At 40.2% G+C, this 24,854-nt stretch carries 19 protein-coding genes and 1 pseudogene; 9 read left to right on the plus strand and 11 right to left on the minus strand.

The features are described from left to right. Positions 1–12: 12 nt before the first annotated feature. The 3 genes from IGI46_RS01180 to IGI46_RS01190 form a co-directional block, all read right to left on the minus strand. Positions 13–477 carry a hypothetical protein gene (locus IGI46_RS01180; RefSeq protein WP_429964529.1) on the minus strand — a complete coding sequence of 155 codons (465 nt, stop codon included), beginning with the start codon at positions 475–477 and terminating at the stop codon, positions 13–15. 68 nt (positions 478–545) lie between these two features. Beyond that, positions 546–1,019, minus strand: coding sequence for a hypothetical protein (locus tag IGI46_RS01185; RefSeq protein WP_429964530.1), 474 nt, complete (start codon positions 1,017–1,019; stop codon positions 546–548). Continuing rightward, positions 1,019–1,228: a helix-turn-helix transcriptional regulator gene (locus tag IGI46_RS01190; protein ID WP_207705226.1), complete on the minus strand. Its 210-nt coding sequence runs from the start codon at positions 1,226–1,228 to the stop codon at positions 1,019–1,021. The genes IGI46_RS01185 and IGI46_RS01190 overlap by 1 nt, the downstream gene beginning before the upstream one ends. A 210-nt stretch (positions 1,229–1,438) precedes the next feature. Between IGI46_RS01190 and aguA the strand changes: the two genes are divergently transcribed. Further along, complete coding sequence (gene aguA, locus IGI46_RS01195) at positions 1,439–2,542, plus strand: agmatine deiminase (protein WP_429964531.1); 1,104 nt, start codon at positions 1,439–1,441, stop codon at positions 2,540–2,542. A gap of 45 nt (positions 2,543–2,587) precedes the next feature. On the opposite strand, the gene IGI46_RS01200 is transcribed toward aguA, so the two are convergent. Then, the gene (locus IGI46_RS01200) at positions 2,588–3,361 is read right to left on the minus strand and encodes a helix-turn-helix transcriptional regulator (protein WP_429964532.1); all 774 of its coding nucleotides are present in this window, start codon (positions 3,359–3,361) and stop codon (positions 2,588–2,590) included. Positions 3,362–3,491: 130 nt separating this feature from the next. Here IGI46_RS01200 and IGI46_RS01205 point away from each other — a divergent pair, with 130 nt between their 5' ends. Together IGI46_RS01205 and IGI46_RS01210 are read left to right on the plus strand one after the other, a co-directional pair. Next, on the plus strand, positions 3,492–4,892 hold the full coding sequence (locus IGI46_RS01205) for an APC family permease (RefSeq protein ID WP_429972680.1): 1,401 nt from the start codon (positions 3,492–3,494) through the stop codon (positions 4,890–4,892). Positions 4,893–5,035: 143 nt separating this feature from the next. After that, positions 5,036–6,571 (plus strand): annotated as a pseudogene (locus IGI46_RS01210) (IS1182 family transposase); the annotation flags it as partial. Positions 6,572–6,691: 120 nt separating this feature from the next. Here the strand turns inward: IGI46_RS01210 and IGI46_RS01215 are convergent. Further along, positions 6,692–7,561, minus strand: a complete 870-nt coding sequence (locus IGI46_RS01215) for a hypothetical protein (RefSeq protein ID WP_429972681.1) — start codon at positions 7,559–7,561, stop codon at positions 6,692–6,694. A 430-nt stretch (positions 7,562–7,991) separates the two neighbouring features. Here IGI46_RS01215 and pflB point away from each other — a divergent pair, with 430 nt between their 5' ends. From pflB to IGI46_RS01230, 3 genes are all read left to right on the plus strand, one after another. Then, the gene (pflB, locus tag IGI46_RS01220) at positions 7,992–10,268 is read left to right on the plus strand and encodes a formate C-acetyltransferase (RefSeq protein ID WP_429964535.1); all 2,277 of its coding nucleotides are present in this window, start codon (positions 7,992–7,994) and stop codon (positions 10,266–10,268) included. A gap of 319 nt (positions 10,269–10,587) precedes the next feature. Continuing rightward, positions 10,588–11,943: a GNAT family N-acetyltransferase gene (locus IGI46_RS01225; protein ID WP_429972682.1), complete on the plus strand. Its 1,356-nt coding sequence runs from the start codon at positions 10,588–10,590 to the stop codon at positions 11,941–11,943. A gap of 79 nt (positions 11,944–12,022) precedes the next feature. Continuing rightward, positions 12,023–12,889, plus strand: coding sequence for an aldo/keto reductase (locus IGI46_RS01230; protein ID WP_429972683.1), 867 nt, complete (start codon positions 12,023–12,025; stop codon positions 12,887–12,889). 51 nt (positions 12,890–12,940) lie between these two features. Here IGI46_RS01230 and msrA read toward each other — a convergent pair whose 3' ends face one another. From msrA to IGI46_RS01245, 3 genes are all read right to left on the minus strand, one after another. Then, a complete protein-coding gene (gene msrA, locus IGI46_RS01235; protein WP_429972684.1) occupies positions 12,941–13,771 on the minus strand; it encodes a peptide-methionine (S)-S-oxide reductase MsrA in 831 nt (276 codons plus the stop codon). A gap of 180 nt (positions 13,772–13,951) precedes the next feature. Then, positions 13,952–14,293 (minus strand): YlbF family regulator, encoded by a 342-nt coding sequence (locus IGI46_RS01240; protein WP_207703047.1) that lies wholly within the window; start codon positions 14,291–14,293, stop codon positions 13,952–13,954. Positions 14,294–14,360: 67 nt separating this feature from the next. Beyond that, positions 14,361–16,547 carry a PBP1A family penicillin-binding protein gene (locus IGI46_RS01245; protein WP_429964539.1) on the minus strand — a complete coding sequence of 729 codons (2,187 nt, stop codon included), beginning with the start codon at positions 16,545–16,547 and terminating at the stop codon, positions 14,361–14,363. Between the two features lie 254 nt (positions 16,548–16,801). Between IGI46_RS01245 and IGI46_RS01250 the strand changes: the two genes are divergently transcribed. Beyond that, positions 16,802–17,653 (plus strand): RluA family pseudouridine synthase, encoded by an 852-nt coding sequence (locus tag IGI46_RS01250; protein WP_429964540.1) that lies wholly within the window; start codon positions 16,802–16,804, stop codon positions 17,651–17,653. A gap of 93 nt (positions 17,654–17,746) precedes the next feature. Next, positions 17,747–18,364 (plus strand): helix-turn-helix transcriptional regulator, encoded by a 618-nt coding sequence (locus tag IGI46_RS01255; protein WP_429964541.1) that lies wholly within the window; start codon positions 17,747–17,749, stop codon positions 18,362–18,364. An 11-nt stretch (positions 18,365–18,375) separates the two neighbouring features. On the opposite strand, the gene IGI46_RS01260 is transcribed toward IGI46_RS01255, so the two are convergent. Together IGI46_RS01260 and IGI46_RS01265 are read right to left on the minus strand one after the other, a co-directional pair. Continuing rightward, positions 18,376–18,960 (minus strand): undecaprenyl-diphosphatase, encoded by a 585-nt coding sequence (locus IGI46_RS01260; protein WP_429964542.1) that lies wholly within the window; start codon positions 18,958–18,960, stop codon positions 18,376–18,378. Between the two features lie 174 nt (positions 18,961–19,134). Next, on the minus strand, positions 19,135–19,794 hold the full coding sequence (locus IGI46_RS01265) for a LysM peptidoglycan-binding domain-containing protein (protein WP_429964543.1): 660 nt from the start codon (positions 19,792–19,794) through the stop codon (positions 19,135–19,137). Between the two features lie 527 nt (positions 19,795–20,321). On the opposite strand from IGI46_RS01265, the gene IGI46_RS01270 reads away from it, so the two are divergent. Continuing rightward, positions 20,322–22,994: an HAD-IC family P-type ATPase gene (locus IGI46_RS01270; protein WP_429964544.1), complete on the plus strand. Its 2,673-nt coding sequence runs from the start codon at positions 20,322–20,324 to the stop codon at positions 22,992–22,994. Positions 22,995–23,032: 38 nt separating this feature from the next. Here the strand turns inward: IGI46_RS01270 and IGI46_RS01275 are convergent, their stop codons facing one another. Beyond that, complete coding sequence (locus IGI46_RS01275) at positions 23,033–24,679, minus strand: polysaccharide biosynthesis C-terminal domain-containing protein (RefSeq protein ID WP_429964545.1); 1,647 nt, start codon at positions 24,677–24,679, stop codon at positions 23,033–23,035. Positions 24,680–24,854: the final 175 nt, after the last annotated feature.

Genomic DNA, 24,854 nt, shown 5'->3' on the forward strand with positions numbered 1-24,854 from the left:
GTCGGAAAATGATTATTTCTTTGAATATCTCTCTTCACCGGTAACAGTTATCCAAGTTGTAAGACTGTCTTTTAACGTCCATGTACGGTAGCGCCAACGGCTTATTAGCAGACAAATTGCAAATACGCCAAGATCAACTTCAAAAAATTCCAAATGAGCTCTTTTCACATCCAAGTTACTTATGTATAACCCAGACGAGACTAAAAAATGATAATCATTACCGGTGTTGATAAAAACCAGCAATCGAGTAAGCATCTGACCAAAGTGCAGCAACAAAATAATCACAAAGCTCATCGCCATCGCATGAACTAAAATTCTTCTCACCAGCTCATCATTCTTTCTACTTACTTCTTTGATGAGGTAAACAAGCGAAGAAAAGAAACCATAGATCGACAGAAAACTAAATATCCATACCACAATTCTTGTACCTATCCCTAAACCAGCTAGGTAAAAAGAACTAACTGTCCTCAATTCCATCACTTTTTCTTCCCTTCCAAATAACCTATTTTCTCAAACGGCAATAAAAGTACTCCACCTAATACCTGCTATTTCTTCTTCAACTGTCGATTTTCTTTAAAAGCAGCAACTCCCGCCGCGAAACTTTCTTTCAAACTCCAAGTCCGATAGCGCAAACGGCTTGTTACTAGACAAATCCCCAAGATAACTAAGTCTACTCCAAAAGATTCAAAATGATTTCTAGGTGGGCCGTCTAAACCATAAATCAACAACCCAGGTTTAACCAACAAATTGATATCCGTCCCAGTCTTCTCATAATGAACCACTCGTACAACCATTTGGACAAAATGAAGAAGTAGAATAATCACAAAGCTCTTGGCTAAGGCGTTAATAAAGCCCCTGTTCTCTACCTCATAATTGGTTTTGTCTTGCGCTCGAAGAATAAAAAGAAAACTTTCTCCAATTGCATAGATCTCTAAAAAGAGTAAGACTATGAAAAAAATAACCCAAAAAATATTAACCTCAAAAGTTCCCCGAAAAAAAGCATACCCAGATCTTCCCATCACTTCTTCTTCCCTTCCAAATAAAATATTTCCTCAAACGGCAGTTCAAAATACTCCGCAATCTTCAAAGACAGCTCCAGGCTAGGATTGTACTTACCTTTTTCAATTGCCGTCATGGTCTGACGTGAAACTCCCACAGCATCAGCCATCGTATATTGCGGAATTCCTCTGGCTTCCCGAATCTCCTTGATATGATTAATGACTTTCATCTGCTTCCCCTTCGTAAAGATATCTTTACCTAATTATAACTTATCTTCAAAAAATGTAAAGATACTTTTACCTTGGATTTTTCTTACCCTAGTAGACTACTTCATTTCTACTTCATTTGAGTAATCCTAACAAATACTTATCCTCACTAATTTATTCAATTAGTTGATTAGGCATACACTAAACACAACAAAGATAAAGGAGTGGAAAAAATGGCACGATCAATCAAAGACAGTACACCAAAAAAAGACGGCTACCGGATGCCGGGAGAATTTGAAGAGCATGAATGCTCCTGGATTATTTGGCCAGAGCGCACCGATACTTGGCGTGATGGCGGTAAACCAGCGCAAAAAGTTTTTGTGGATGTAGTTGAGAAGATGATTCCGTATGAAGAGGTCCGTGTAATTTGTTCGGCGGCGCAGTATGAAAATGCTCGGGCGCGTTTACCAGAGGAAGTTCGGCTCATTGAGATGTCCACCGATGATTCTTGGGCACAGGACAAAGGTCCGTTTTACGTAATCAATGATACAGGCGATATTCGCGGCGTTGACTGGGGCTTCAATGCCTACGGCGGATTAGATGAAGGGCTGTATTTCCCTTGGAAACTGGATTCGCAGTTTGCGCAAAAGCTGTTAGAATTAGAAAATATCGACCGCTACGATGCGACTGCTAAAATGATTCTGGAAGGCGGAGCAACACAGGTAGATGGTGAGGGTACCCTGATAATCTCTGAGAACAGTGTCTTCAATGACAATCGTAATCCGGGAATGACTCGTGATGAGATCGAGGATTTACTGAAGGAATACATGAATTTAGAAAAGGTTATTTGGCTTAAGGATGGAATGGCTTTTGATGAAACCGATGGACACATTGATGATGTCTGCTTCTTCATTAAACCTGGAGTAATCGCTCTTTCTTGGACGGATGATGAAGAAAACCCACAATACAAACCATTAAAAGAAGCCTATGATATTCTGAGTCAAGAAACAGATGCTAAGGGACGTAAATTAGAAATCCATAAAGTACCGATTCCTGAAATTCTTTACATTAGCGAGGAAGAAAATGCGGGTATTGATATTAGTGATACCGCAGCAACTCGTGAAAGCGGCTTGCCGCTGGCTGTTACTTATATTAACAGCTATATGATTAATGGTGCATTAGTGGTACCGCAGTTTGATGATCCGATGGATGAGGTTGCTTGCAAAATGTTCAAGGAATTAATGCCTGATCGTGAAATCGTCCGTATCTGGAGTCGCGAATGGTCCTTGTGCGGCGGCAACATTCATTGTATGACCCTGCAAAAACCTAAACCTTAATAACCTGAGGTTGCTGAGAGTGCTGCCTGATTCTCAGCGACCTTCTTATGTGTTCAAAGCTTTGTTCATGAAGGCAATCAACTGATTGCGATTTTTACAGCTAGTTTTGCGGTAAATATTGGCCGCATGTTTGCGAACGGTATGGACACTAATGTACATTTGCTGGCTGATTTCTTCCATGCTGGCTTCAGAACACAACCAACGAACCACTTCTTGTTCCCGCTCCGTTAAATGAAATTTATCCAATGGTTGCTCAACGGTTTTGTCAGATAAAATTGGCAGACCATGGGGATACAGCTGCGTCAGCTTCAGGGTAAAATGCGGCTCTAAAATCGTTAAAATGGCTAAATCTTGCTGAGTAAAATCGCCACGTTTACGAGAATTGAATAGATTAAGCGAGCCATAAGGGGTATTTTCCCGTACAAAATTTATTCCGCAGCTATAATACAAATTCATTGGCTCCAGCCATTGATTATACAAAGGAGTTTGTTCCCGTACTTCTTCCGTAACAATTTTTGAATCACAATAAACGACAGAATTTTTATGAAGGGAAAACATCCAGGAAACATAATCACCATAAATAAACGATTCAAAGTATTCATTCAGTTTTTCTTGACTGATCGTTAAAGATAGCGGGTTGAAGTAACGTGTCTGGCCTTTTTCAATCCGAGCCATATCAAAAAAAGAACAGTCTGATATGACTAATTCAGGAAGCTTTTCTAGTGTGGTCACACGTAAAGCATCCATTGTGTCTGTCTGGTAAATGGAATAGATGAAGGTATTGATTTTCTGCCACACACTATCAGTAAGCGGTATCATTCCTTTGCCTCCGATCATTTTTCTTGATTATAACACTCCGTAGGTGCCATGTTAGCTAGTTCTTTTGAAAATCACAAAAAATGCGAAGGTTTTGCTTGAGCCATTTGCAGTGCCCTAGTATATGAAAGGAATGCGTAGAACCATGGAAGAAAAAAAAGTAAGCTTGGTAAAAAGTATCTTATTTACGATTTGCAGTGTTTTAGTATTAGATTCCTTCGTCGCCTCCTCAGCAATTGGCGTTTCTTCGATTACAATTTGGCTGATTACTACCGTACTTTTCTTTTTGCCCTATGGCTTAGTAACTGCTGAGTTAGGAAGTAATTATCCAGGGGATGGCGGAATTTATTTATGGATCAAACGATCCTTTGGTGATAAGATCGGGGTACTAAATGGTTGGTTTTACTGGGTGAATGTCGCCTTCTGGATGCCCGCTGTATTTGTCGCCTTCTCCAGTTGGTTTTCTTATGCATTCATGCCAAAGGCCAGTCCGTTCTTTTTAGCCGGTTTGGCTTTAGTCATGTGCTGGTTAATTGTTTATATTGGTATCCGTGGAGTGGATCTGTCTGTCACCGTAACGAATATCGCCGCAATTTTCAAAATAGCTGTCCTGCTGATTTTCGGCTTTATGGGCATTGTTTATGCCCTTCAACACGGAACTGCAAATGATTTTTCCGCAGCTTCGTTTATTCCTACTCCTGGAAATACCGTGCGCTATATTTCAGTCATAATTTATAATCTGCTGGGTTTCGAATTGATTGGCTCAATTGGCAATCAAATTGCGAATCCTGGAAAAACGATTCCTAAAATGACAGTAGTTGCTGGGGTAATTATTTCAGCCCTTTATATCTTCGGGACCTACGGAGTATTAGTTGCCATTCCAGCAAATCAAATTGATACAGTAGATGGTTTTTACTATGCTTTGCTGGAACTATGCAAAGTATTTGGCAGTTTTCAAATGCCTGTTTTTTACGTGATCATTTTGGTATCGATGAGCACTCTCATTTCCAACATGGTCTCTTGGACCTTAGGCGCCAATGAAGTTTTTATTGCTGCAAAATTAGATCAGCGAAACCGTTTCTTGAAGCATCGCAATAAAAAATATGGAACACCTGATGGCTTGTATTATTTCATGGGTATTGTGGCTACTTTCTTGATTATTGTCAATTACGCAACGACTGGTGATGCCAATGCCATCTTTTGGACGATCTTCTCTTTTAGTGTGATTATTTTGATGATTCCATACCTGTTTATGTTTCCAGCAGCCATTATTTTACGAAAAAGGGATGCCACAATGCAACGTGTCTACCAAGTACCTGGTGGCATGACTGGTTTAGTCATTTGCTCCATTTTAGGTGAAGCTTGTTTGATTCTCAGTATGGTTTTAATGTTTGTTACCGCCGAATCCAGCTTTGTAATCGGTACTTATGTTGTAGGAACAATTATTACACTGCTGTTGGGCATCTGGCTCTATCATTCTAAAGGACAAGTTTCAAATGATGAATCCCCACATTTACCGGATGAAACACGTTGAAGATATGAGGCTGTGACATAAGTCTTAAAAAAATGCCGGTGAAATGACGATTATCGTTCTTTTTACTGGCATTTTTGGGTAAAATAAAAGAGTATAGGTGGCCGCCTATACTCAAACTTTAATCCTCGAAAGGACCAAAACACATGACTAATTATAACATGGCTCAGCTTACTTTGAATATATCTACTTCCTATGTTCCAAAAAAAGAGAATACTGCCTGGTTTATTCATGAATTAGTTGAGGCTCTTCAGTTCAAGGAACCTTATCTTTTTGGTAGACCTCGGGAGTACGATCTTAGTTTAATGCTAAAACTCGTTTTATTTGCTTATACTCGCAGCGTATTTACTAGCCGTAAAATTGAACAACTTGCGGAAGAAAGTTTGCCAGCACGCTGGTTGACGCAGGAACGTGTGCCTTCTTATCGCACTATTGCACGTTTCCGTATTTCCAACGATGTAGAAACGTTAGTCAATCAAAGTCTGGAATCATTAACCAGCTATTTACGGGAACGTCAATTAATTGATGACGCCCTCTTTATTGATGGTACAAAGATTCTAGCCGATGCGAATAAATACAGTTTTGTTTGGAAAAAGAGCACACTTCGGTATGATCAAATGAATCGTGAAACGATCTTGACCTTGATGACCGAGTTAAAAGAAGCCTATCAAGTAAAACATATTCCTGAAGGTTCAGACCTTACCTTGGACCGATTGGATGAAGTTCTAACACGGTTAGAGCTGCGTTTAGAAGAGGTGGAACAGGAAATACAAGAGACCAAAAAGGTCTCTCCTAATCCTGCAAAACAACAACGTCGAACAGTGAAATCACAAAAACGAAAACTAACGGAACGTCGCGAAAAAATGGCTGAACATCACCTTCGTCTCACTCTTTGTGGAACTCGCAACAGTTATTCAAAGACGGATGTAGATGCTACTTTCATGCGGGTTAAAGAAGATCCCATGCATAATGGCCAGTTGAAGCCGGCCTATAATCTACAGCTTGCCACTTGTAATCAATATATAGTAGGTTATGATGTTTATCAAAATCCGACAGACACAAAAACGTTACTTCCATTTTTAGACAAAATGGATTTGGTTGAAGAAACCGTGATTGTTGCTGATGCAGGATATGGGTCAGAAAAAAATTATCGACAATTAGAGGATGAGTACGCACAGTATACTGCATTGATTCCTTATGCAACAATGCTCAAGGAACAAAGTAAGAAATGGAAAACGGATGAGCGAAAAGTCATGAACTGGACCTATTATGAAGAAGCCGATTATTACGTGGATCCAAAGGGTGTTCGTTGCAATTTTCATGCCTACCGTCAACGAATAGATGATGAAGGGTTCGTAAAAGATTTTAAAGAATATCAAGCGGAGAAATACGATCAGAATAAACAAGTTATTCCAGCCGCATTAACACAAAAAGGATACACCAGAAAAATAAGCGTCAACCCTTCCTGGGAATATTTTAAAGCGAAACAAGTCACTCTGCTTTCAACTCCTGAAACAGGAAAAATCTATGCACGAAGAAAAATCGACGTAGAACCTGTTTTTGGTCGGATGAAAGCTTGTTTAGGTTTCACTCGTTACCATGTTCGAGGTATGGAAAAAGTGAAGAGAGAAACCGGCCTCCTCGTGTTGGCCCTCAATATGATGAAGTTGGCAGTTGCAGGACGAACTTCAGGACTTCTTACATAGACAAAATGACCCCCTCACTGAAAATCATTGATAGATTTTCGGGAGGTGGGTATTTTTTTTATTCGTTTAGAGACTACTTATGTCACAGCCTCTTTTTTATGTTTTACACACCTCAGCAAACAAATACCCAATCCATTCGGAAGCTTTACGTCGGGTTTCAAAGGCCTTGTACCCCTTGTGCCCATAAATATAATCTAGTTTCCATTGCTGTGGAGCTATTTCTTTTTCTCGTAATAAATCCTTTAGCGGTTGACTTTGCTTGTCTTCCCATAAATGAGCTTTATTAGCAATGAAAACTAAATCAGTTAACGAAAGCATGTAGGCTTGCGGAAACATGATATCGGTAATATGCGCGCTAATCGGCTGCTGGTTAGAAAGTCGTTGGAAAAGCTGATGCTTCAGCATATAGTCTGTTCCTTGCTTTATTAGTACTTCCACTTCTTCATCTCTGTGGCTAGTGCACTCTGCGTAAGTAATTAATCCTCGCACCGTTTTTCCAATTCCAATATAGCAGGGAGTTTTGAGCATACAGCCACCATGCTTACAAATTCCTTTGTGAGGCCAACTGGTGGTATGATTGCGTTCAAATACTTGGTACCTTTTAATCCAATTTAAGGCTGCTTGAACCTCTGGTGACTTTGCTTGTCCCAAACGAGTAAAAGCTTCCAACAGCATCACGTTGTAGCAAGGGACAATTCCCTCAACTTTTCCGGTATAAGAAAAGCCCTCCTCTGTGGCAGTAGTTGCTATTACATACGCCATCAGATTTTGAGTATAAGGAAGTCGTTGGCTATAAGGAATTTCTGCTAAACAAAGCAAACGAAAGATAGCGAAGAATGGCTGCTCAACCCAGTCTTTAGTTAGCTTTTTTACGATTGGAGATGCAGCAAGATACTGTTCAATTTCCTGATCGGTGAGTGACTGTTTTTTATCATAAGCTTTTCGAAGCTGTAAGGCTGTATCCATCTTAATCCCCTCCTACTTTACTATAAATCAGCAGCATAAAAAAACAAACCTCCTTTTTAGCAATTCCTTCACATACTTACTCATCTTATTTTTATTTAATCATAGTTAAATTACAAATAGTATCATTAAAATTTTATCATAAACTGTTATACAGCATATCAATCTGTTGTATAAAATTAGCGGAAAATCTAGTTTTTTTGACTATTTTCGAAAAAACAGTAGCAAAACAGCAACATTATCTGTTATACTCTCGGTATCAAGAAGCGCTTTCTTTCAATCTCAATAAGGATACTTATTCTGCATATTTCCACTCTAATTGATAATTAGAATAATTATCATATATTTTTAGCAGATTAGTATATTGCATGACCCCCCGACTAATATTTGGAAAAAATAATTAGTCACACAACGAATAATAAGGAGAATTTCAATGAAAAACAAATTACAGTTTGAACAATGGGAAGGTTTCACTCCCGGAAAATGGCAACATGAAGTAAACACATTAGACTTTATCAAACGCAATTACACTGAGTACACAGGCGACGACAGCTTTTTAGAAGAAGCAGCACCAAGTACAAATACTTTATGGGACAAATTACAAGAACTATTTGACGTACAGCATAAGAAAAACGGTGTTTATGACATGGACACCAACATTCCAGCAACGATCACTTCTCATGAGCCAGGCTATCTGATTAAAGAAGAAGAAAAAATTGTTGGTTTACAAACAGATGTACCGTTGAAGCAAGCTTTCATGCCTTTTGGTGGCATCAACATGGCGAATAAAGCTTTAGAATCAAATGGCTACGATGTCGATGACCAAATGTCTTTCATCTTCAGCAAATGGCGTAAAACACATAACCAAGGTGTTTTTGATGCTTATACAGATGAAATGCGCTTAGCACGTAAAAACAAAATCATCACTGGTTTGCCAGATGCTTACGGCCGTGGCCGCATCATCGGCGACTACCGTCGCGTTGCTTTATACGGAATTGACTATCTAATGGAACAAAAAATGAAAGACCATAAATTGGTCGGCAACAAAACCATGACCAACGATGTCATTCAATTGCGTGAAGAAGTTGCGGAACAATACCGTGCCTTAAAAGACATGAAAGATATGGCCGCTTCTTACGGCTTTGATATTTCTGCTCCAGCAGCTAACGCTAAAGAAGCAATCCAATGGTTATACTTCGGTTACCTAGCAGCAATCAAATCACAAAATGGAGCAGCTATGTCTATCGGACGTATCTCAGCTTTCTTGGATGTCTATATTCAACGTGACTTGGACCGCGGCTTGATTACTGAATTTGAAGCACAAGAATTAATCGATCACTTAATCATGAAACTACGTATGGTGAAATTTGCCCGTACTCCTGAATACAATCAATTATTCTCTGGTTACCCAATCTGGGCAACTCTGTCAATTGCTGGTATGAACATGGATGGTTCTTCATTAGTAACGAAGAATGACTTCCGCATTCTGCACACATTGACTAACATGGGACCTTCACCAGAGCCCAACTTGACTGTTTTGTATTCTTCAAAATTACCAGAAGGCTTCCGAACTTACGCAGCAAAAGTTGCTAAGCAAAGCTCTTCGATCCAATTGGAAAATGATGATCTATTACGTCAATACTGGGGTTCTGACGATGCAGCAATCGCTTGCTGTGTATCAGCAACTGTTATCGGTAAAGACATGCAGTTCTTTGGTGCTCGTGCTAACTTGGCAAAAGCAGTCTTGTACGCAATCAACGGCGGCGTCGACGAAATGACTCACATGCAGGTGGGACCAAGAATGCGACCAATGGATGGCGACACGTTGGATTACGATACATTTATCCAAAACTACAAAGACATCATGGACTGGTTAGCTGAATTATATGTAAATACATTGAACGTGATTCATTATATGCATGATAAATATGCTTATGAAGCACCTCAATTAGCATTAATGGATACTGACTTGAAACGTACCTTTGCGACTGGTATCGCTGGTATTTCTCACGCAGCAGACTCTTTAATGGCTATCAAACATGGTAACGTTAAAGTCATCCGTGACGAAACCGGACTTGCAGTGGACTACGTTCCACAAAACGAGTTCCCAACTTACGGGAATGACATTGATGAAGCTGATGAAGAAGCAAACTGGATCTTGGAATACTTCATGGCCCAAATCAAGCGTCAGCATACTTACCGCAACTCAACACCAACCTTGTCATTATTGACAATTACTTCAAATGTTGTGTACGGTAAAAACACTGGGAATACACCAGACGGACGTCGTGCAGGTAAACCATTGGCTCCAGGCGCAAACCCAAGTTATCAAGATGGCAAATTCTTAGGTGAGAAAAATGGCCTGTTGGCATCTCTGAACTCAACAGCAAAATTAAACTACTCATGTGCACAGGATGGTATCTCTGATACTCAAACAATCAACCCAGGTGCACTTGGTCGCTCAGATGATGAAGAAATGCAAATTGATAACCTGCGTAACGTCCTTGATGGTTACTTTGACCGTGGCGGTTACCACTTAAATGTCAACGTATTTGGTCGTGAACTGTTGGAAGAAATGGATAAGGACATCGATAATCCTAAATACGCGAACTTTACTATCCGTGTATCTGGCTACGCTGTTAAATTCCGTGACTTAACACCTGAACAACGTCGCGACGTAATCTCAAGAACTGACCACCATTCATTATAAGAAATGCTTTTAACATCGGAAGATTTTTCTTCCGGTGTTTTTTTGCCAGTCCAACTTTTCGCAGTTTCATTCAGAGCGAAAGAAATCTATAAAACCTATCAGCTACTCTTCGTTCGTGTTGTTTAGTTGGATGGTAGGCGGACGAAGTCAATACTCATTTTTCCTGCACTTAGAAAAATGATTCCCTTAGATTTAGTTAACCACCCATACAACTTTCACAGTCTCTATGACTTTAGATACTTTTCGGCTTAATTTAAAAAGTTCTCTCCTATCACTAGCCCTTTCATGATACAGTAAGCATGAAAGGAGTCGTGAATTTGTGAACAAAAAGAGCTATCACTTCTACGCCATGGCAAGTATTTTGTGCTGGTCTATTTCCTATGTGCTGTCTCGCTTTATCATGGGAGAGTTTTCAGCCTATTCCATTTCATTTTTACGCTACATTGTAGCCTCAATTGCCCTAATTTTATTAGCACCTATAATTAAACTTAAAAAAGTTGAAAAACAGGATTTGGGTTGGATTTTCTTAACCGGTGCCGTCGGTTTTTTCATTTACATGATCGCTTTTAATAAGGGATTAGAAACAGTCAATGCCGCTACTGGCAGTGTAATCATTGCAGCAGTTCCGATGATTTCTTCCGTTTTATCCAGCTTTATTTACAAAGAGAAATTAACCAAACTTCAATGGTTTGCCAGCTCCCTCTCTTTTATGGGGGTGCTGTTGATCACTTTACTGCCTGGCGGTTTTACGATTAATTATGGCTTAATCTGGTTTTTTGTAGCAGCTTTTTGTATGAGTTTTTACAATCTGCTTTCCAAGCGCTTAGTAAAAAAATATGCTGCAATTCAGGTGACTACCTATAGTATTTTTGCTGGAACAATTTTACTTTCCATTTTTTCAGTTAGTTCTTTCCAACAGGTACAGCAGGCTTCTTGGCTCGCAATTCTTTGTATTGTCTTAATGGGCGTTTTTTCCAGTGCTGTAGCCTATGTTTGCTGGGCTAAGGCTTTTGAACGAGCAGACAATGTAGCATCGGTTAGTAATTATATGTATTTAACCCCTTTTTTTACTTCTATCTTAGGTTTTCTGCTAATTGATGAGGTACCCGGCTGGTCAACGGTGATTGGTGGTCTATTTATTTTGGGCGGGCTGGTTCTATTTAATAGCAAACTAGCGAAGAAAAGTGAAAGGGTCCAATTCAAACAGCTGACAAAGCAAGACACCGCGGAAGCAGCTGAAGTCATTCGAAGAAGCTTCGCAACGGTTGCCGAAGAATTTCAACTAACCAGAGATAATTGCCCTACCAATGGTGCCTTTACTCAAACAAACCATCTATTGGATGATCTGAAGCTAGGCAAAAATTTATATGGTGTTTTTTACCAAAATACAATGATTGGTTTCTTCCAGTTAGAAAACACACAAAACCAGGAATATTCCTTAGAAAAGGTAGCAATTCTACCCAAATATCGCCATCAAGGATATGGCAGCATGATCATGCAGCAAGTGAAGACTTTAATCAAAGAGAGAGGTGGAAAGTCCATTAAAATTGGTATTATTGAAGAAAACACTCGCTTAAAAAAATGGTACGAAGAACATGGATTTGTTCATTTGGAAACTAAGACCTTTACCAACCTCCCCTTTGAGGTAGGATTCATGAAATTAGACATAGACTAAAAAAAGTCAGCATATCGCTTGCCTTAAAGTTAGGGTTAAGGTTTATGATGATATTATCCTAAGGAAAGAAGGAATAATGATGTTGAATGAACGTTTTATTTTATCTAATGGTGTAACAATTCCCAAAATTGGTTTCGGTACCTGGATGATTGATAATGCAAAAGCAGCCAAGGATGTTCGAGATGCCATTAGTGTGGGGTATCGCCATATTGATACGGCACAAGCTTATACAAATGAAGCTGGAGTTGGTGAAGGAATTCGCACATCGGGTGTAGATCGCAAGGATCTTTTTGTAACGACTAAGCTAGCTGCTGAAATCAAAAATTACAAAGAAGCTTTGACTGCAATTGATGAATCGTTAGAGAAATTAGGATTAGATTATATTGACCTGATGATTATCCACAGTCCTAAACCTTGGGCTGAATTCCAGAACGACGAGGAACATTTCTTTGAGGGGAATTTAGAAGCTTGGCGAGCATTAGAAGAGGCCTATGAAGCTGGAAAACTGCGGGCAATTGGTGTCTCCAACTTTGAACAGGCTGATTTAGAAAACCTTTTAGCCAATGCCAAAGTAAAACCAATGGTGAATCAAATCTTAGCACATATCGGACATACACCACTCGATGTGATTAACTTTTCTCAACAAAATGATATTTTAGTAGAAGCTTACTCGCCAATTGCTCACGGTGCCATGATGCGTAACGAAGCAATTATTGACATGGCAGACAAGTATCAGGTCTCAATTCCCCAACTAGCCATTCGCTATTGCCTGCAACTGGATCTGCTGCCTTTGCCTAAAACAGAAAATATCGAGCATATGAAAAATAATGCCGATGTTGACTTCAACATCTCTGAAGAAGATATGGATGCTTTGAAAACTATCGGTCGTGTTGATTACGGTGATCATAGTGATATTCCGGTTTTCCGCAGAGCAACCGACAACTAGTCAAGTGAAAGGAGCAGCCGCCAATCTAATGATTTGCTGCTGCTCCTTTTTTTAATTGTTCTTGGTAAACGCCTTTCGCAGATTCCCTTTCAGATGCTGATAGGTTAAAAACTGTTGGCGGGATTTCTTGATTGTTTTGTATCTTTTCGGCTGTTTTTTATAAAACTCCTGATGGTAATTTTCTGCCGGCCAAAAAGTACTGGCCCAGCGAATTTCAGTCACAATCGGCTTTTTATAGTATCCTGAGTCAATGATTTTTTGTTTTGCTGCCTCAGCAATTTGCCTTTGCTCTTCATCCTGAACAAAAATAATTGGACGGTATTGAGTGCCTCGATCTTGAAATTGTCCAAAGTCATCTGTAGGATCCGTGATCTGCCAGTACAAGTCGATTAACTCCTGATAATGGACTATTCGCGTATCGAAAATGATCTCCACTGCTTCCACATGCCCGGTATTTCCAACAAGAACCTGATCGTAGCTGGGATTGTCAAGTTCTCCGTTAGTATAACCAGACAACACCGAAATAATTCCTGGCCGCTCTTCAAAGGGCTCTACCATACACCAGAAACATCCTCCTGCGAAAACAGCACGACTTTGATAGCGAGGATCGGTAACTTGATGCTTGCTGCTGTCGTATTCCAGCTCTGACTGGTATTCCCCGATAATCTTCTGATAAAAATCAGTCACATCTGGTGTTAAATTGTTCCTGCTTGCCAAGGGTCGCAGGGCTGCCTCCAGCTTAGCAATAGTTTCATTGTAATTAGCTCCCGTTTCTATGGCATCTTTTGCTTCCAACAGCAAAGAACGTTCCCAATCCCGGGTTTTGGAATTCAATATCAGGTTGTAAATTTCAGTCATTGTATTCTCTTGTGATAGTTTCATAATAAGATCTCCTTTAGCAAAAACAAAGTAGTTTTATTGCTGGAAATACACTAGAAATTTACCACAAGTAAAGAAAATACACGAATAAACTGTTTTTTACAAAAAGCGCCTTAAGAGATTCTTTTCATCATTCTCAGACATAAAAAAATCCCAGCAGATACATTCTGCTGGGAATAAATTTTATCCTTCGTACAAGTCACGAATCGGTGTCATGATGATCCGATTTAAATCATTAATGATTACGCTGAAAGCTTGTTCCTTGCTCATCAATTCGTTGATTGTTTCTTCTTGTTGTACTTTTGTTGCTAGATCTTGCGCTTTTTCTGCATCTTCGTCAGAAAAATCTTCGCCTGTCATTTGTTTTTCTTGTAGTTCTTGTTGGAAAGCTTGGAATTCTTTAAACGCACTATACGCTTCAGGGTTTTCTTTTAATTTCGCAAAAGCTTCCTCTAACGCTTTAAATTCTGGTAATTGGCGGATTTCGCTTTCTAATCCATTGGCAGTGTCATAAATGTTTGTCATGATTTTCCCTCATTTTCTATTAAAAGTTACTTTCATAGTATAACATGAATGGAAACGGGTTCAAAGTCTAATTTCCCTGATCCTGAAACCATTGGATTCCTTTGTCCTTTAATTGATTAAAACCTTCTTTTGCTTTCTCTCCAAATTGCTGCATTCCTTCTTTTGCTTTCTCGCCAAAACCATTGAGGCCTTCGGTAGCTTTATCCCCGATATTTTTCAGATCTTCCTGCCACTGTTTGTCTTCATTGGATTGGCCGAACTCATCTGCAGGAACGACTTGGCCGCCTGTTGCATAAGCATCAGCTACATTGAAGGATGATTGCTTCGCATATGGCAAGAGTGATTCTGCTTCGGCCTTAAAGACCATCCCCACTTCATCACCACTAGTTCCGCTTAAGTAATGAGTCTCGCTAGTTTTTTCAAAGCCTAACCAAGTAGAAATGACGATATTTGGTGTATAACCGATAATCCATTGGTCATTTACTTTGGTAGCATCAAAGTTGGTTTCAGTCGTACCAGTTTTTCCAGCCATAGTATAACCAGCTGGTGCAGCCTGCACTGCTGTACCATTAGAGAAGGTACCCAGCAGCATGCTGGTCATACTGTCCGCCACTTCTTTTGAAATAACTTGTTCATATTTCGGATCACTATTGTCTTCAATAACTGCTCCGGTAGAATCAATGATTTTCGTAATTAAGTGCGGCTTATAGACTCTTCCTTGATTGGCAAAAGCGCCGTAAGCTGCGGCCATTTGCATCGGGGAAGTCCCATTCTCCAAGCCACCTAGAGCCAATCCATAATATTTATCTGATTTTTCCAACGGAATACCGAACTCTTTTGCCTTGTTGTATCCTTTGTCTAATCCAATTTCATGAAGTGTCCAAACAGCTGGTAAATTTAGACTCTGAGCGATTGCTTGGTACATTGGTACTTCACCTTGATAGGTACCGCTATAGTTTTTCGCATCGTAATATTCTTGTGGGACATCCTGTAAAATACTATCCGGTTTGTAACCTGCTTCTAAAGCTGGTGCATAAACACTTAATGGTTTCATGGTGGAACCAGGTGACCGTTTCATCTGGGTTGCAAAGTTATACCCCCGGAAGACATGTTCACCACGGCGTCCAACTAACGCTTCTACTCCTCCGGTTGTCGGATCTAATGCTACAGAAGCGGATTGTGGCATTGCTCCATCAGCAGCATTCGCTGGAAAATTATAATTATTGGCATAAACAGCTTCCATTTGCTGCTGATAATTTTGATCCAATGCTGTGTAGATCTTATACCCCTTATTCAGTAAATCTTTTTCGTTTAAGCCATAGCGATCCACTGCTTCATCAATTATCGCATCAAAATAGAATGGATACTTGTAACCAGCATCACCAGCAGTATACGTATCATTCAGTAACGAACCTAGATCAACCTGGGCTTCTTGCTGTTCTTGTGCGGCATCCAATTTGCCATTGTCTACCATCACATTCAGTACGGTATTACGCCGATTTGTAGCATTTTCCAAGTTATCAATTGGGTTGTAAATACTTGGTCCTTTCAACATACCGGCAATGGTTGCTGCTTCACCAATCGTCACCTGATTGGCATCGACACCAAAGTATTTGCGCGCGGCATCCTGCACGCCCCATACGCCGTTACCAAAATATGCATTGTTTAGGTACATAGTTAAAATTTCATCTTTACTGTATTTCTTTTCGATTTCGATCGCCATGAACAGCTCTTTCGCCTTCCGTTCAAGGGTTTGGTCTAAGCTGAGATAAGCATTTTTAGCTAACTGCTGGGTAATGGTACTCCCACCGCCAGTAATTCTTCCACGAGTCAGGGTACCAACTGCGGCCCGGGCAATCCCTTTAATATCAAAGCCGTGATGCTCGTAAAAGCTGCGGTCCTCAGTCGAAACCACGGCATCCTTGATATAAGGAGAGATTTGATCTCCCTCTGCATAGGTGCCCTTTTGACCATATAAGGTACCGGCTTGTTCATTTTTTTGATCGTATATTTCGGTTGACTGTTTCAAGCTGGATTGCAGCGTTTCAACATTGACAGATTTAGCTAAATAAAATAAATAAATGCTGGTAACTAAAACCACAACCAACGTCAATAGAAGCAGGATTTTATTCACGTGATATTTTTTCCAAATACGTTTGCGCGCATGGTGGAACCGAATCAAATAAGGCTTGATCCATATCCAAAACGTCTTTAATGCGCTTTTGACTTTTTGCCAAATTTTCTGAAAATCCATTTATCGATCCCCACTCCTTCAAAATCAGACCTAGTGTAACACAATTTTAAGCTTTACGCGTACGTCTACAGACGGATACACATTGGCATTATTCTAGCATGAGAACTCAAGGAAAAGCTGATTTTTTTCTTAAATATCTGTTAATTTGCAGAAAACACAGGGGAAAGAACCATTTAAACAAAATACCTTTTTACCTAATTTATTTTTGCTTTCATCTCAAAGATTGTTACAATTAAGGGCGAGGAGTGAAACCAATGAAATTTACTATCACTTTACCAGCGAATTCACCTACTAAGACAGTCAAAGAGCTCTTAGAAGAAGACTGGCTGGTTCCAAGAAAAGTAAGGCATTTCATCCGTACGCGTAAGGGAATCCTAGTGAATGGAAAATTCTGCCATTTTCAAGAACAGGTTCGGGGAAATGATGAGATTACTTTAGTAATAGAAGATAATGACTATCCCAAACGCGCCATTCAATTAGGCAATAAAAAATTAATTACCGTTCTTTATGAAGATGAACATCTGATTATTGTCAATAAACCCGCCGGAATGAAAACTCATCCTAATCAGCCTGACGAAACGGATACTTTGCTCAATCATCTGGCTGCTTACTTATCACCGGATAATCAGCCTCACGTTGTTCATCGCTTGGACAAGGAGACCAGCGGAGCTATTCTTTTTGCTAAAAATCAGTTTATTTTGCCTATTCTAGGTCGGATGCTGGAAAAAAAAGAGATTTATCGTCGTTATCAAGCCATTGTTCATGGACAACTGACGAAAGACCTGACGATTAATAAAAAAATTGGTCGTGATCGCCATGATCGTCGGAAACGTCGAATTGATCTAAAAACTGGCAAATCGGCTATTACCCATGTATCTATTGCCCAGCCGCTTGGCAAAAATACAGCAATCTATTGTCGATTAGATACTGGTCGTACGCATCAAATTAGAGTCCATTTAGCCAGTCTGGGGCACCCCCTTGTTGGTGACCCATTGTATAGTAAAGATTCAAATAGCCGTTTGATGCTGCATGCGTATGAATTGCATCTCATTCAGCCTTTTACGAAAAAGAAAATTACAGTGAGCGCCTTGCCTGGATTGTGGTAGCATCTTGATGCAACGCCGCGTTGCATCAACTTTTTGCTGCAGCAACGGATTGGTTCATTCAAAACACTAGTTATTTGGAGAGGAAGCTGTAAAGTGAAGATAGAGTTAGGAAAAAGCATCAAGGAAGAACGACAAAAGAAACATTTGACACAACAGGAGTTAGCCGACTATCTGAATATTTCTCGTCAAACCATTTCTAAATGGGAGTTGGATAAAAGCTACCCCGATTTGGAGCTGCTAGTTCAAATGAGTCGCTTGTTTGAGGTAAGTGTCGATCACCTATTGGGAATCGAAAATGCTACTGAAAAACAAAAACGTTCGGTCCTTGATTTCATTTTCCAAACCAATCCGGAAGGGATTTACGAGCCTTCTGCTAAGGAGCGGAATCGCATGAAAACGATTTGTTTTGTTGTTTATGTTAGTCAAGGTATCAATTACCACTTCATCACTGCTTATGGTCATTTTAGTCAAATTCGGTTAATTAATGCTTTGAAAAAGGAGCTGTCCCCGCATTACGATGTACATTTTGATCCTAGTACAATTGAAGAAGAACCCGATTTGTATATTGTTCCCGAACCATTCAAGCTACTTGTCTCCTATTCAGAAGAAAAGACATTGCTGCTTCCAGGGGATCTCTTTGTAACAAAGGACACGGCTGCTATCAAAGAACATATTGACCATTACTTTGCGGAAAAACAAGCAGGGGCATAATCAGCCCCTGTTTATGTTCGTCTATGAACCAACTTTTTCTCCATATTACTAAGCCAGTCAACAAACTGCCGTAACCACCTTACTCTTCTAAGCGAATAATAGCACACACTGCCTACCGCAATTGCTGTTAAAGCCGCCACCAATACATCTGATGGGTAATGTACCCCAACAAAAATTCTTGCTATGCTTGCTAAGAATGCCCAAAAAAGATATAACCATTTGCTTTTTGAACACCCAGCAAGAAACAGTACGAACAAGAAACTAACCATAAGAACTGTATGGTCACTTGGGAAACTATTGTTTACATCCTTTGCAATCAATTGATTGGCTTCTAAAGTAACAAAAGGTTGAACATGATAATAAAACTTCCCCATCAATTTAGCCAAACCCTCTGACACTACAAAACTCAGCGCAGCAATTAGCAATGTCTCCCGCTTCTCCGGATAATTTCTGTTCCTTATCCATGAAAAGATCAAAAAAGCAGCCAAGAGATACGGAGACATTTCAGCGAAAAAAATGCCTACCGCATCCAAGTAACTTGATCGGCTGCCCCAATTATTAATCAGATGGAAAAGTGTTCTATCCAATGTATCCATTCGTTGCCTCCTGGTTATATTTCTGATTACTAAAAATAATCCTACCAAGGAACACCACCAAGAAATACTTACAAGGTGATTTTTTAGCTTACAAATCAGTAAGACAACCAAGCTGACAGTTAAAAATGCAAACAAAAAAAGACTCCCTCAAAAAGGAGTCTCGAATGTTTTATCTTAGTACCAGCCGTTTGCTAACCAGAAAGACTGAGCGCCTTCCCATGAACCATAGCGTGAAGTTACATATTGATCAGCTACGCGTTCTTGGTTTTCTGCTGAGTAATCACCATTTAAGTAAGATGAGCTTAATTGGTAACGTCCAATGTATTGGCCATTTGATGCTGAGTAAGAACCACCAGATTCTTTTTGGGCAATCCATTCTTTTGCTGAAGAAGTTGTTGCAGGTACTGTTTCAGTTACAGGAGCTGCTGCTTGTTCGACTGGTGCTGTTTCTTGAACTGGAGCTGCTGCTTGTTCCACAGGTGCTGCTTCCTCTTGAACTGGAGCCGCTGCTTGTTCAGCAGGTGCTGTTTCTTGTGCTGGAGCTTCTTTAACTGCTTCAGCAGCTGCAGGTGCAGGAGTTGCTTCTGCTTTACCTTCTTTGTCGATTGTCAATTCTTGACCAGCAAAAATCATGTTCACGTTTGAAATTTTGTTCGCTTTAGCAATTGCATCAACTAAGCTGTTGTCGCCAGCAAACTTGTGTGAAATTTTTGATAAAGTATCGCCAGATTCAACAGTATATTTTTCTGCTGCGTGCGCATCTTGCCCACCAAAAGCCATACCAGTTCCTGCTGCTAATAAAGATCCAAATAAGAATGTTTTTCCTAATTTCATTATGTTAAGTTCCTCCATATAGGTTTCTACGTCTTCTTGACTACGAGAGTAACTTTACCACCCTTTCGTATTTCATGGGTGAAAATCCTATGACATTTGGTTACAATCCTGTGTAAAAATGTAACAAAACGCAGTACCTGCACTTTTTTGAAATAGTTGCCTTTCTCTCTTATCGACCAAAAACGGCTTATCTTCAAGGTTTCTTCACGCAAATGTATAATTTTTTACTTATCCTCTTGAAACATTGCAATCTTTCTGTAAAAGTTTGAAACATTTCTTTTGCTTTTCAATACCTCGCATTTATTCAAAATAAGTTAAATTATTTTCAGTTTTTTGACTAATTCAACTTTATTTGATAAATTAACTATATCGGAGGTGATAAAAAAATGGACCCAGACGCCCAGCAGACGTCTTACTATTACGAAGTTCCTTATTTTCAAAAAGAATAGGCTTATTTACGTACGTTGTCATAAGACAAGGTGCTTTTTTCGCGTATTCTAATTTAAAATAAGGAGTGTTTTTTACACATGAAGGAAGATTATCACCAGAAACTGCAACAATTGCAGGAAAGCTATCCACAAAAAGATTTTGAACAAGGTCTGAGCCAACAGGAAGCACAAGCGCGTTTAGCTCAATTTGGCCCTAACAAGCTGGAAACCAAGAAAACCCCGAAATGGAAACTGTTTTTACGTCAATTTCATAACATGATCATTTACATTTTAATCGTCGCGATGCTCTTAACTTTACTGATGGGTCATTCTTCTGATGCCATCATTATCGGTCTGGTAGTTATCATTAATGCTTTTATCGGTTACTACCAGGAAGCAAATGCTTCAGACGCCCTGGAAAAAATCAAACAAATGCTGGCCACCGAAGCTACAGTCTATCGCGATGGTACCCGAATGGATATCCCTACCGAAGATTTAGTTGCTGGCGACGTAGTCTTTTTGGAAGCCGGAGACAGTGTACCTGCCGACCTGCGAATTGTCGATGCTGACAACCTGCGGATTCAAGAAGCCAGCTTGACTGGAGAAGCCGATTCTATCGAAAAGACTGCTGCTGATTTGCCACAGGAAGAAGTTCCTTTGGCTGAACAAATCAACAAGGCCTTTGCTTCTACTTCCATTACAAACGGAAGCGGCTTGGGAGTGGTTATCGCTACAGCAGCCGATACTGAAATTGGGAAAATTTCTACTGAAGTCAGTCAAGTGAAACAGCGCAAGTCTCCATTAATGCAGCAAATCGATGGCTTGGGTAAAGGTGTGTCTTATGTAGTTATTGGAGCAGCGGTTATGCTGTTTTTATTCGGACTATTCTTTGACACCTATTCCCTTTCTGTTCTTTCGCTGGCAGTTGTTACCATGATTGTTGGCTCCATTCCAGAAGGGCTGCCGGCAACCACCTCAGTCATATTAGCAATGGGTGTCAGCGACATGGCTAAAAACAAACACACGATTGTTAAAACGTTGCCTGCTGTTGAAACATTGGGTTCGGTGGATGTGATTGCTACTGATAAAACGGGGACTTTGACCAAAAATGAAATGACTGTCAACGATGTATTGATTGATGAACATCACTATACAGTCAGTGGTTTCGGGTATAAACCAGAGGGAAAACTACTGGAAAATGGTCAAATCGTGGCTCCTGATGAAAAAGTGCAACGCTTTTTAGAAGCAGGTTATGAAGCGAACGATACTTTGCTCTTTGAGGAAGACAATCGCTGGCAAATCAATGGCGAACCAACAGATGGCTCTTTTTTAACCTTATATCAAAAGTTGAAAAAGGCCCCACCAGCTGTTTCCGAAATTGATATGCTGCCCTTTGACTCAGAATATCGCTACATGGCGAAGCTGGTGCAGCAGCCAAACGGTCAGCGCTTAGTTTATATTAAAGGCTCTCCGGATAAGCTGTTTCCGATGGCTCAAACTCAAGAAGCAGCCTTTGATCATGATTTTTGGAGCGAACAGGTGCTGGCACTTTCTGAAGAAGGCAAGCGGGTTGTTGCAGTAGGGTATAAATCGGTCTCGTCAACAACTGAAGAGGTTACTCACGAGCTTTTAGCTGAAGGGATTCACTTCTTAGGTTTAGCCGGCATCATTGATCCACCGCGAGAAGAAGTTATTGGTTCCTTGAAGGACATGCGTCAAGCCGGTGTCGAAGTTAAAATGATCACCGGCGATCACCCAGTAACTGCCAAAACCATTGGTGAACAGCTAGGCTTAGCTCCTGAAATTAAAGCAATTACTGGTCCAGAATGGGATCGTTTATCGCAAGCTGAAAAAGAAGCGGCTGCAATTAGCCACCAAGTATTTGCTCGGACGACACCGAAAAATAAATTAGAGATCATCGAAGCTCTCCAGGCCAATCACAAAGTTACTGCTATGACTGGTGACGGAGTGAATGATGCACCAGCCTTGAAACGAGCCGATATTGGTGTTGCAATGGGGATTAAAGGAACCGACGTTGCTAAAGATTCCGCTGATATGATTTTGGCTAATGATAACTTTGCTACCATGTCAGTTGCCATTCGTGAAGGTCGCCGAATATACGACAATATTAAGAAGAGTATTCTTTTCCTGCTGCCGACTTCCTTTGCTGAAGGTCTAATCATTGCATTTACCATCTTGATGCAGATTGATATGCCTTTACAGGCGACTCAGCTGCTATGGATCAATATGGTTTCGGCAATTACAATTCAGTTTGCGTTCATCTTTGAACCAGCTGAAGAAGGCATCATGGATCGACCACCTCAGAAAACCGGCAGCCGCCTTATGAGCCGTCATGATATTTTTCAGATGGCCTACGTTTCGATTCTGATGGCGTTAACCGCCCTGATGGCTTACGATTGGATTTTAGATCGTGGAATTGATCATACTACTGCAAGTACTATGATGGTAAATATTATTGTTATCAGCAAAATTTTCTATCTATTTAATATCCGTACTTCTCAGTATGCCCTGTCAAAGGAATTCTTTACCAATAAGAAGGCTTTCGTTATCATTGCAATTATGATCGGACTGCAGCTAATCTTGACCTATGTGCCTTTCATGCAGCAAGCCTTCCACACAGCTCCTATGAGTTTAGTTGAATGGGGTGTTTCACTTCTTGCTGGTATGTTGATTCTAATCATTACTGAATTTGACAAATGGCGCAATCGCCGAAACAGCAAGCCAATTCTGGTTACCCACAAATCTTCATAACATAAATAAAACCCGAGTGTGATTGCTCGGGTTTTCTTCTATTTAATTCTCATTTTTTTACGCCAACGTTTCGCTCTTGCGCCCAACAATCTATCACCTAGACGAATTTTAAGGGTAAGATATAGATATAAACCGGTATTGAGCAGGCCTGTAATTAAACAAATCAACAATGCCTGTAAACGGCTGTCTGGGGATAACCAATGGTAGCTAAGCTGTTTGACACCGATTGTAATCACCCCACAAACCAATACCAATAACACAATTAGCAGGATCCGACGAAAGGCCAGCTGATAATTGCTTTTTGTTGCTTTTTTGATTTTTCTAAAAGACAACCCACAGGTAAGAGTCAGCCCTAAGATTGTTGCAATATGAGGACCATAAGCCTCCAGTAATTCAATTAGCGGTGCTTGTAGGATTCCTTTCAAAACTAATCCCGCAATCCAATAATACAAAGCAGGTTTCGCTAGTTCCAGACTTTGCAGCAACAAAGCAGTAAACAGTCCAAAGGCTGCAACGAAACTGCTCAACAAGACTAAGTTCATTACTCGGCTTCCTAAGAGATTGGCACCATAAAATAGAGTATAAACGGGCCGTACATTGATCATCAACCAAAGCACTGCCGGTAAAATAAGATAAACAAAACGCTGCAAATGAATACTGATGAACCGAACAATTTCACGTTTCTGCCGCTTAGCAATTCGCTCCAATAATGAAGGTAAGTAACGAAAGAGCAAGGTTCCGGCTGCTGCAACAGGCAGAACTGCAATCCGATCTGGATTTGCTCGAAACAGTCCATAAAGGTTTAGCAACTGTTCATTGCTGTAATTAGTATGAGCAGCCATCATTGGAATAAACGTCAATTGATCCACTAGTTTATAACCAAGGAGACCTCCCCCTAAAAGAACATAAGGCAAAACCTCTAAAAAGGCTTCCCAAAGAATCATCTGAATGGAGTTTTCCATTTTATCCAAACTGCGCATTCCCTGAATTTTCCAGCGTTCCTGATCCTTTTGCCAACAAAGCAGTAAGACTACCAAAGCTCCTACAGCGCCCACTGAAGCAGCAAATACACTTTGGATGACGGCAGTACGAAAATTACTTTGAACTACCTGTAACAAGAAAAAACTGCTCAGAAGAATAAACAATGCATGCAGTCCGCGATAAACTAGCTGTGATAAACCAATGGAAAACATGTCCTGCATGCCTTGAAAATAGCCCTGTAATACGCGCATCACTGGGAAAAACACCAAGGCGAGACTCATAGAACGATAAATTGCTGTTAAGTCTTCTCCGCCTCTTGAGACGCCGGCTAAAAATGGAGCCAAGAAAAACATTGCTCCTGCTGCCAGCACACCTGAAGCTAAGCTAATCTGCAGGCAGCGAATGAATAACCGCTGACTGGTTCGATATTCACTCATGGCATTGTATTTTTCCACCTGTTGGGCCAAAAGACTGGGAAGTCCACCTGTAGCCACCAATCCAAAAATACCAAACCAAGTATAACTCATATCGAAGTAGCTATTCGCAATATTTCCTTGCCCCTTCATCCATGCGTACCAAGGAATAATCAATACCGCTCCTAATAAGCAGGAATAAAAAGTGCCGCTTGTTAACCAAGAAGCCTGTTGAATCACCTTCTCTTTCGGGTTATAAACGGGTCGATAGGCCGCTTTGCGATTGTCCATAATAACCTGCTTTCTTTTTTCAGCTGGCCCATGCCAACCATTCTTTCTTCTAAAATGAAGCCTTCCTGACTAATAATGACAAGATTCCCAAAAATTAAATTTGATATTCAGAAATTGAATTTAGCTGTATTTCTTTATTTTAAAATTGATACTAACAATCCAAAAACACCAAGTA

The sequence above is a fragment of the Enterococcus sp. AZ163 genome (assembly GCF_050498925.1).
GTDB lineage: Bacteria > Bacillota > Bacilli > Lactobacillales > Enterococcaceae > Enterococcus_A > Enterococcus_A ferrettii.

What these genes read in the sequence shown, in the direction of transcription:
- IGI46_RS01205 (WP_429972680.1), top strand. Translation starts at nt 3,492, where the DNA reads ATGCGTAGAACCATGGAAGAAAAAAAAGTAAGCTTGGTAAAAAGTATC.
- IGI46_RS01200 (WP_429964532.1), bottom strand. Translation starts at nt 3,361, where the DNA reads ATGATACCGCTTACTGATAGTGTGTGGCAGAAAATCAATACCTTCATC.
- aguA (WP_429964531.1), top strand. Translation starts at nt 1,439, where the DNA reads ATGGCACGATCAATCAAAGACAGTACACCAAAAAAAGACGGCTACCGG.
- IGI46_RS01275 (WP_429964545.1), bottom strand. Translation starts at nt 24,679, where the DNA reads ATGGACAATCGCAAAGCGGCCTATCGACCCGTTTATAACCCGAAAGAG.
- IGI46_RS01270 (WP_429964544.1), top strand. Translation starts at nt 20,322, where the DNA reads ATGAAGGAAGATTATCACCAGAAACTGCAACAATTGCAGGAAAGCTAT.
- IGI46_RS01230 (WP_429972683.1), top strand. Translation starts at nt 12,023, where the DNA reads ATGTTGAATGAACGTTTTATTTTATCTAATGGTGTAACAATTCCCAAA.
- IGI46_RS01245 (WP_429964539.1), bottom strand. Translation starts at nt 16,547, where the DNA reads ATGGATTTTCAGAAAATTTGGCAAAAAGTCAAAAGCGCATTAAAGACG.
- IGI46_RS01215 (WP_429972681.1), bottom strand. Translation starts at nt 7,561, where the DNA reads ATGGATACAGCCTTACAGCTTCGAAAAGCTTATGATAAAAAACAGTCA.
- IGI46_RS01185 (WP_429964530.1), bottom strand. Translation starts at nt 1,019, where the DNA reads ATGGGAAGATCTGGGTATGCTTTTTTTCGGGGAACTTTTGAGGTTAAT.
- IGI46_RS01265 (WP_429964543.1), bottom strand. Translation starts at nt 19,794, where the DNA reads ATGAAATTAGGAAAAACATTCTTATTTGGATCTTTATTAGCAGCAGGA.
- IGI46_RS01250 (WP_429964540.1), top strand. Translation starts at nt 16,802, where the DNA reads ATGAAATTTACTATCACTTTACCAGCGAATTCACCTACTAAGACAGTC.
- IGI46_RS01260 (WP_429964542.1), bottom strand. Translation starts at nt 18,960, where the DNA reads ATGGATACATTGGATAGAACACTTTTCCATCTGATTAATAATTGGGGC.
- pflB (WP_429964535.1), top strand. Translation starts at nt 7,992, where the DNA reads ATGAAAAACAAATTACAGTTTGAACAATGGGAAGGTTTCACTCCCGGA.
- IGI46_RS01180 (WP_429964529.1), bottom strand. Translation starts at nt 477, where the DNA reads ATGGAATTGAGGACAGTTAGTTCTTTTTACCTAGCTGGTTTAGGGATA.
- msrA (WP_429972684.1), bottom strand. Translation starts at nt 13,771, where the DNA reads ATGAAACTATCACAAGAGAATACAATGACTGAAATTTACAACCTGATA.
- IGI46_RS01240 (WP_207703047.1), bottom strand. Translation starts at nt 14,293, where the DNA reads ATGACAAACATTTATGACACTGCCAATGGATTAGAAAGCGAAATCCGC.
- IGI46_RS01190 (WP_207705226.1), bottom strand. Translation starts at nt 1,228, where the DNA reads ATGAAAGTCATTAATCATATCAAGGAGATTCGGGAAGCCAGAGGAATT.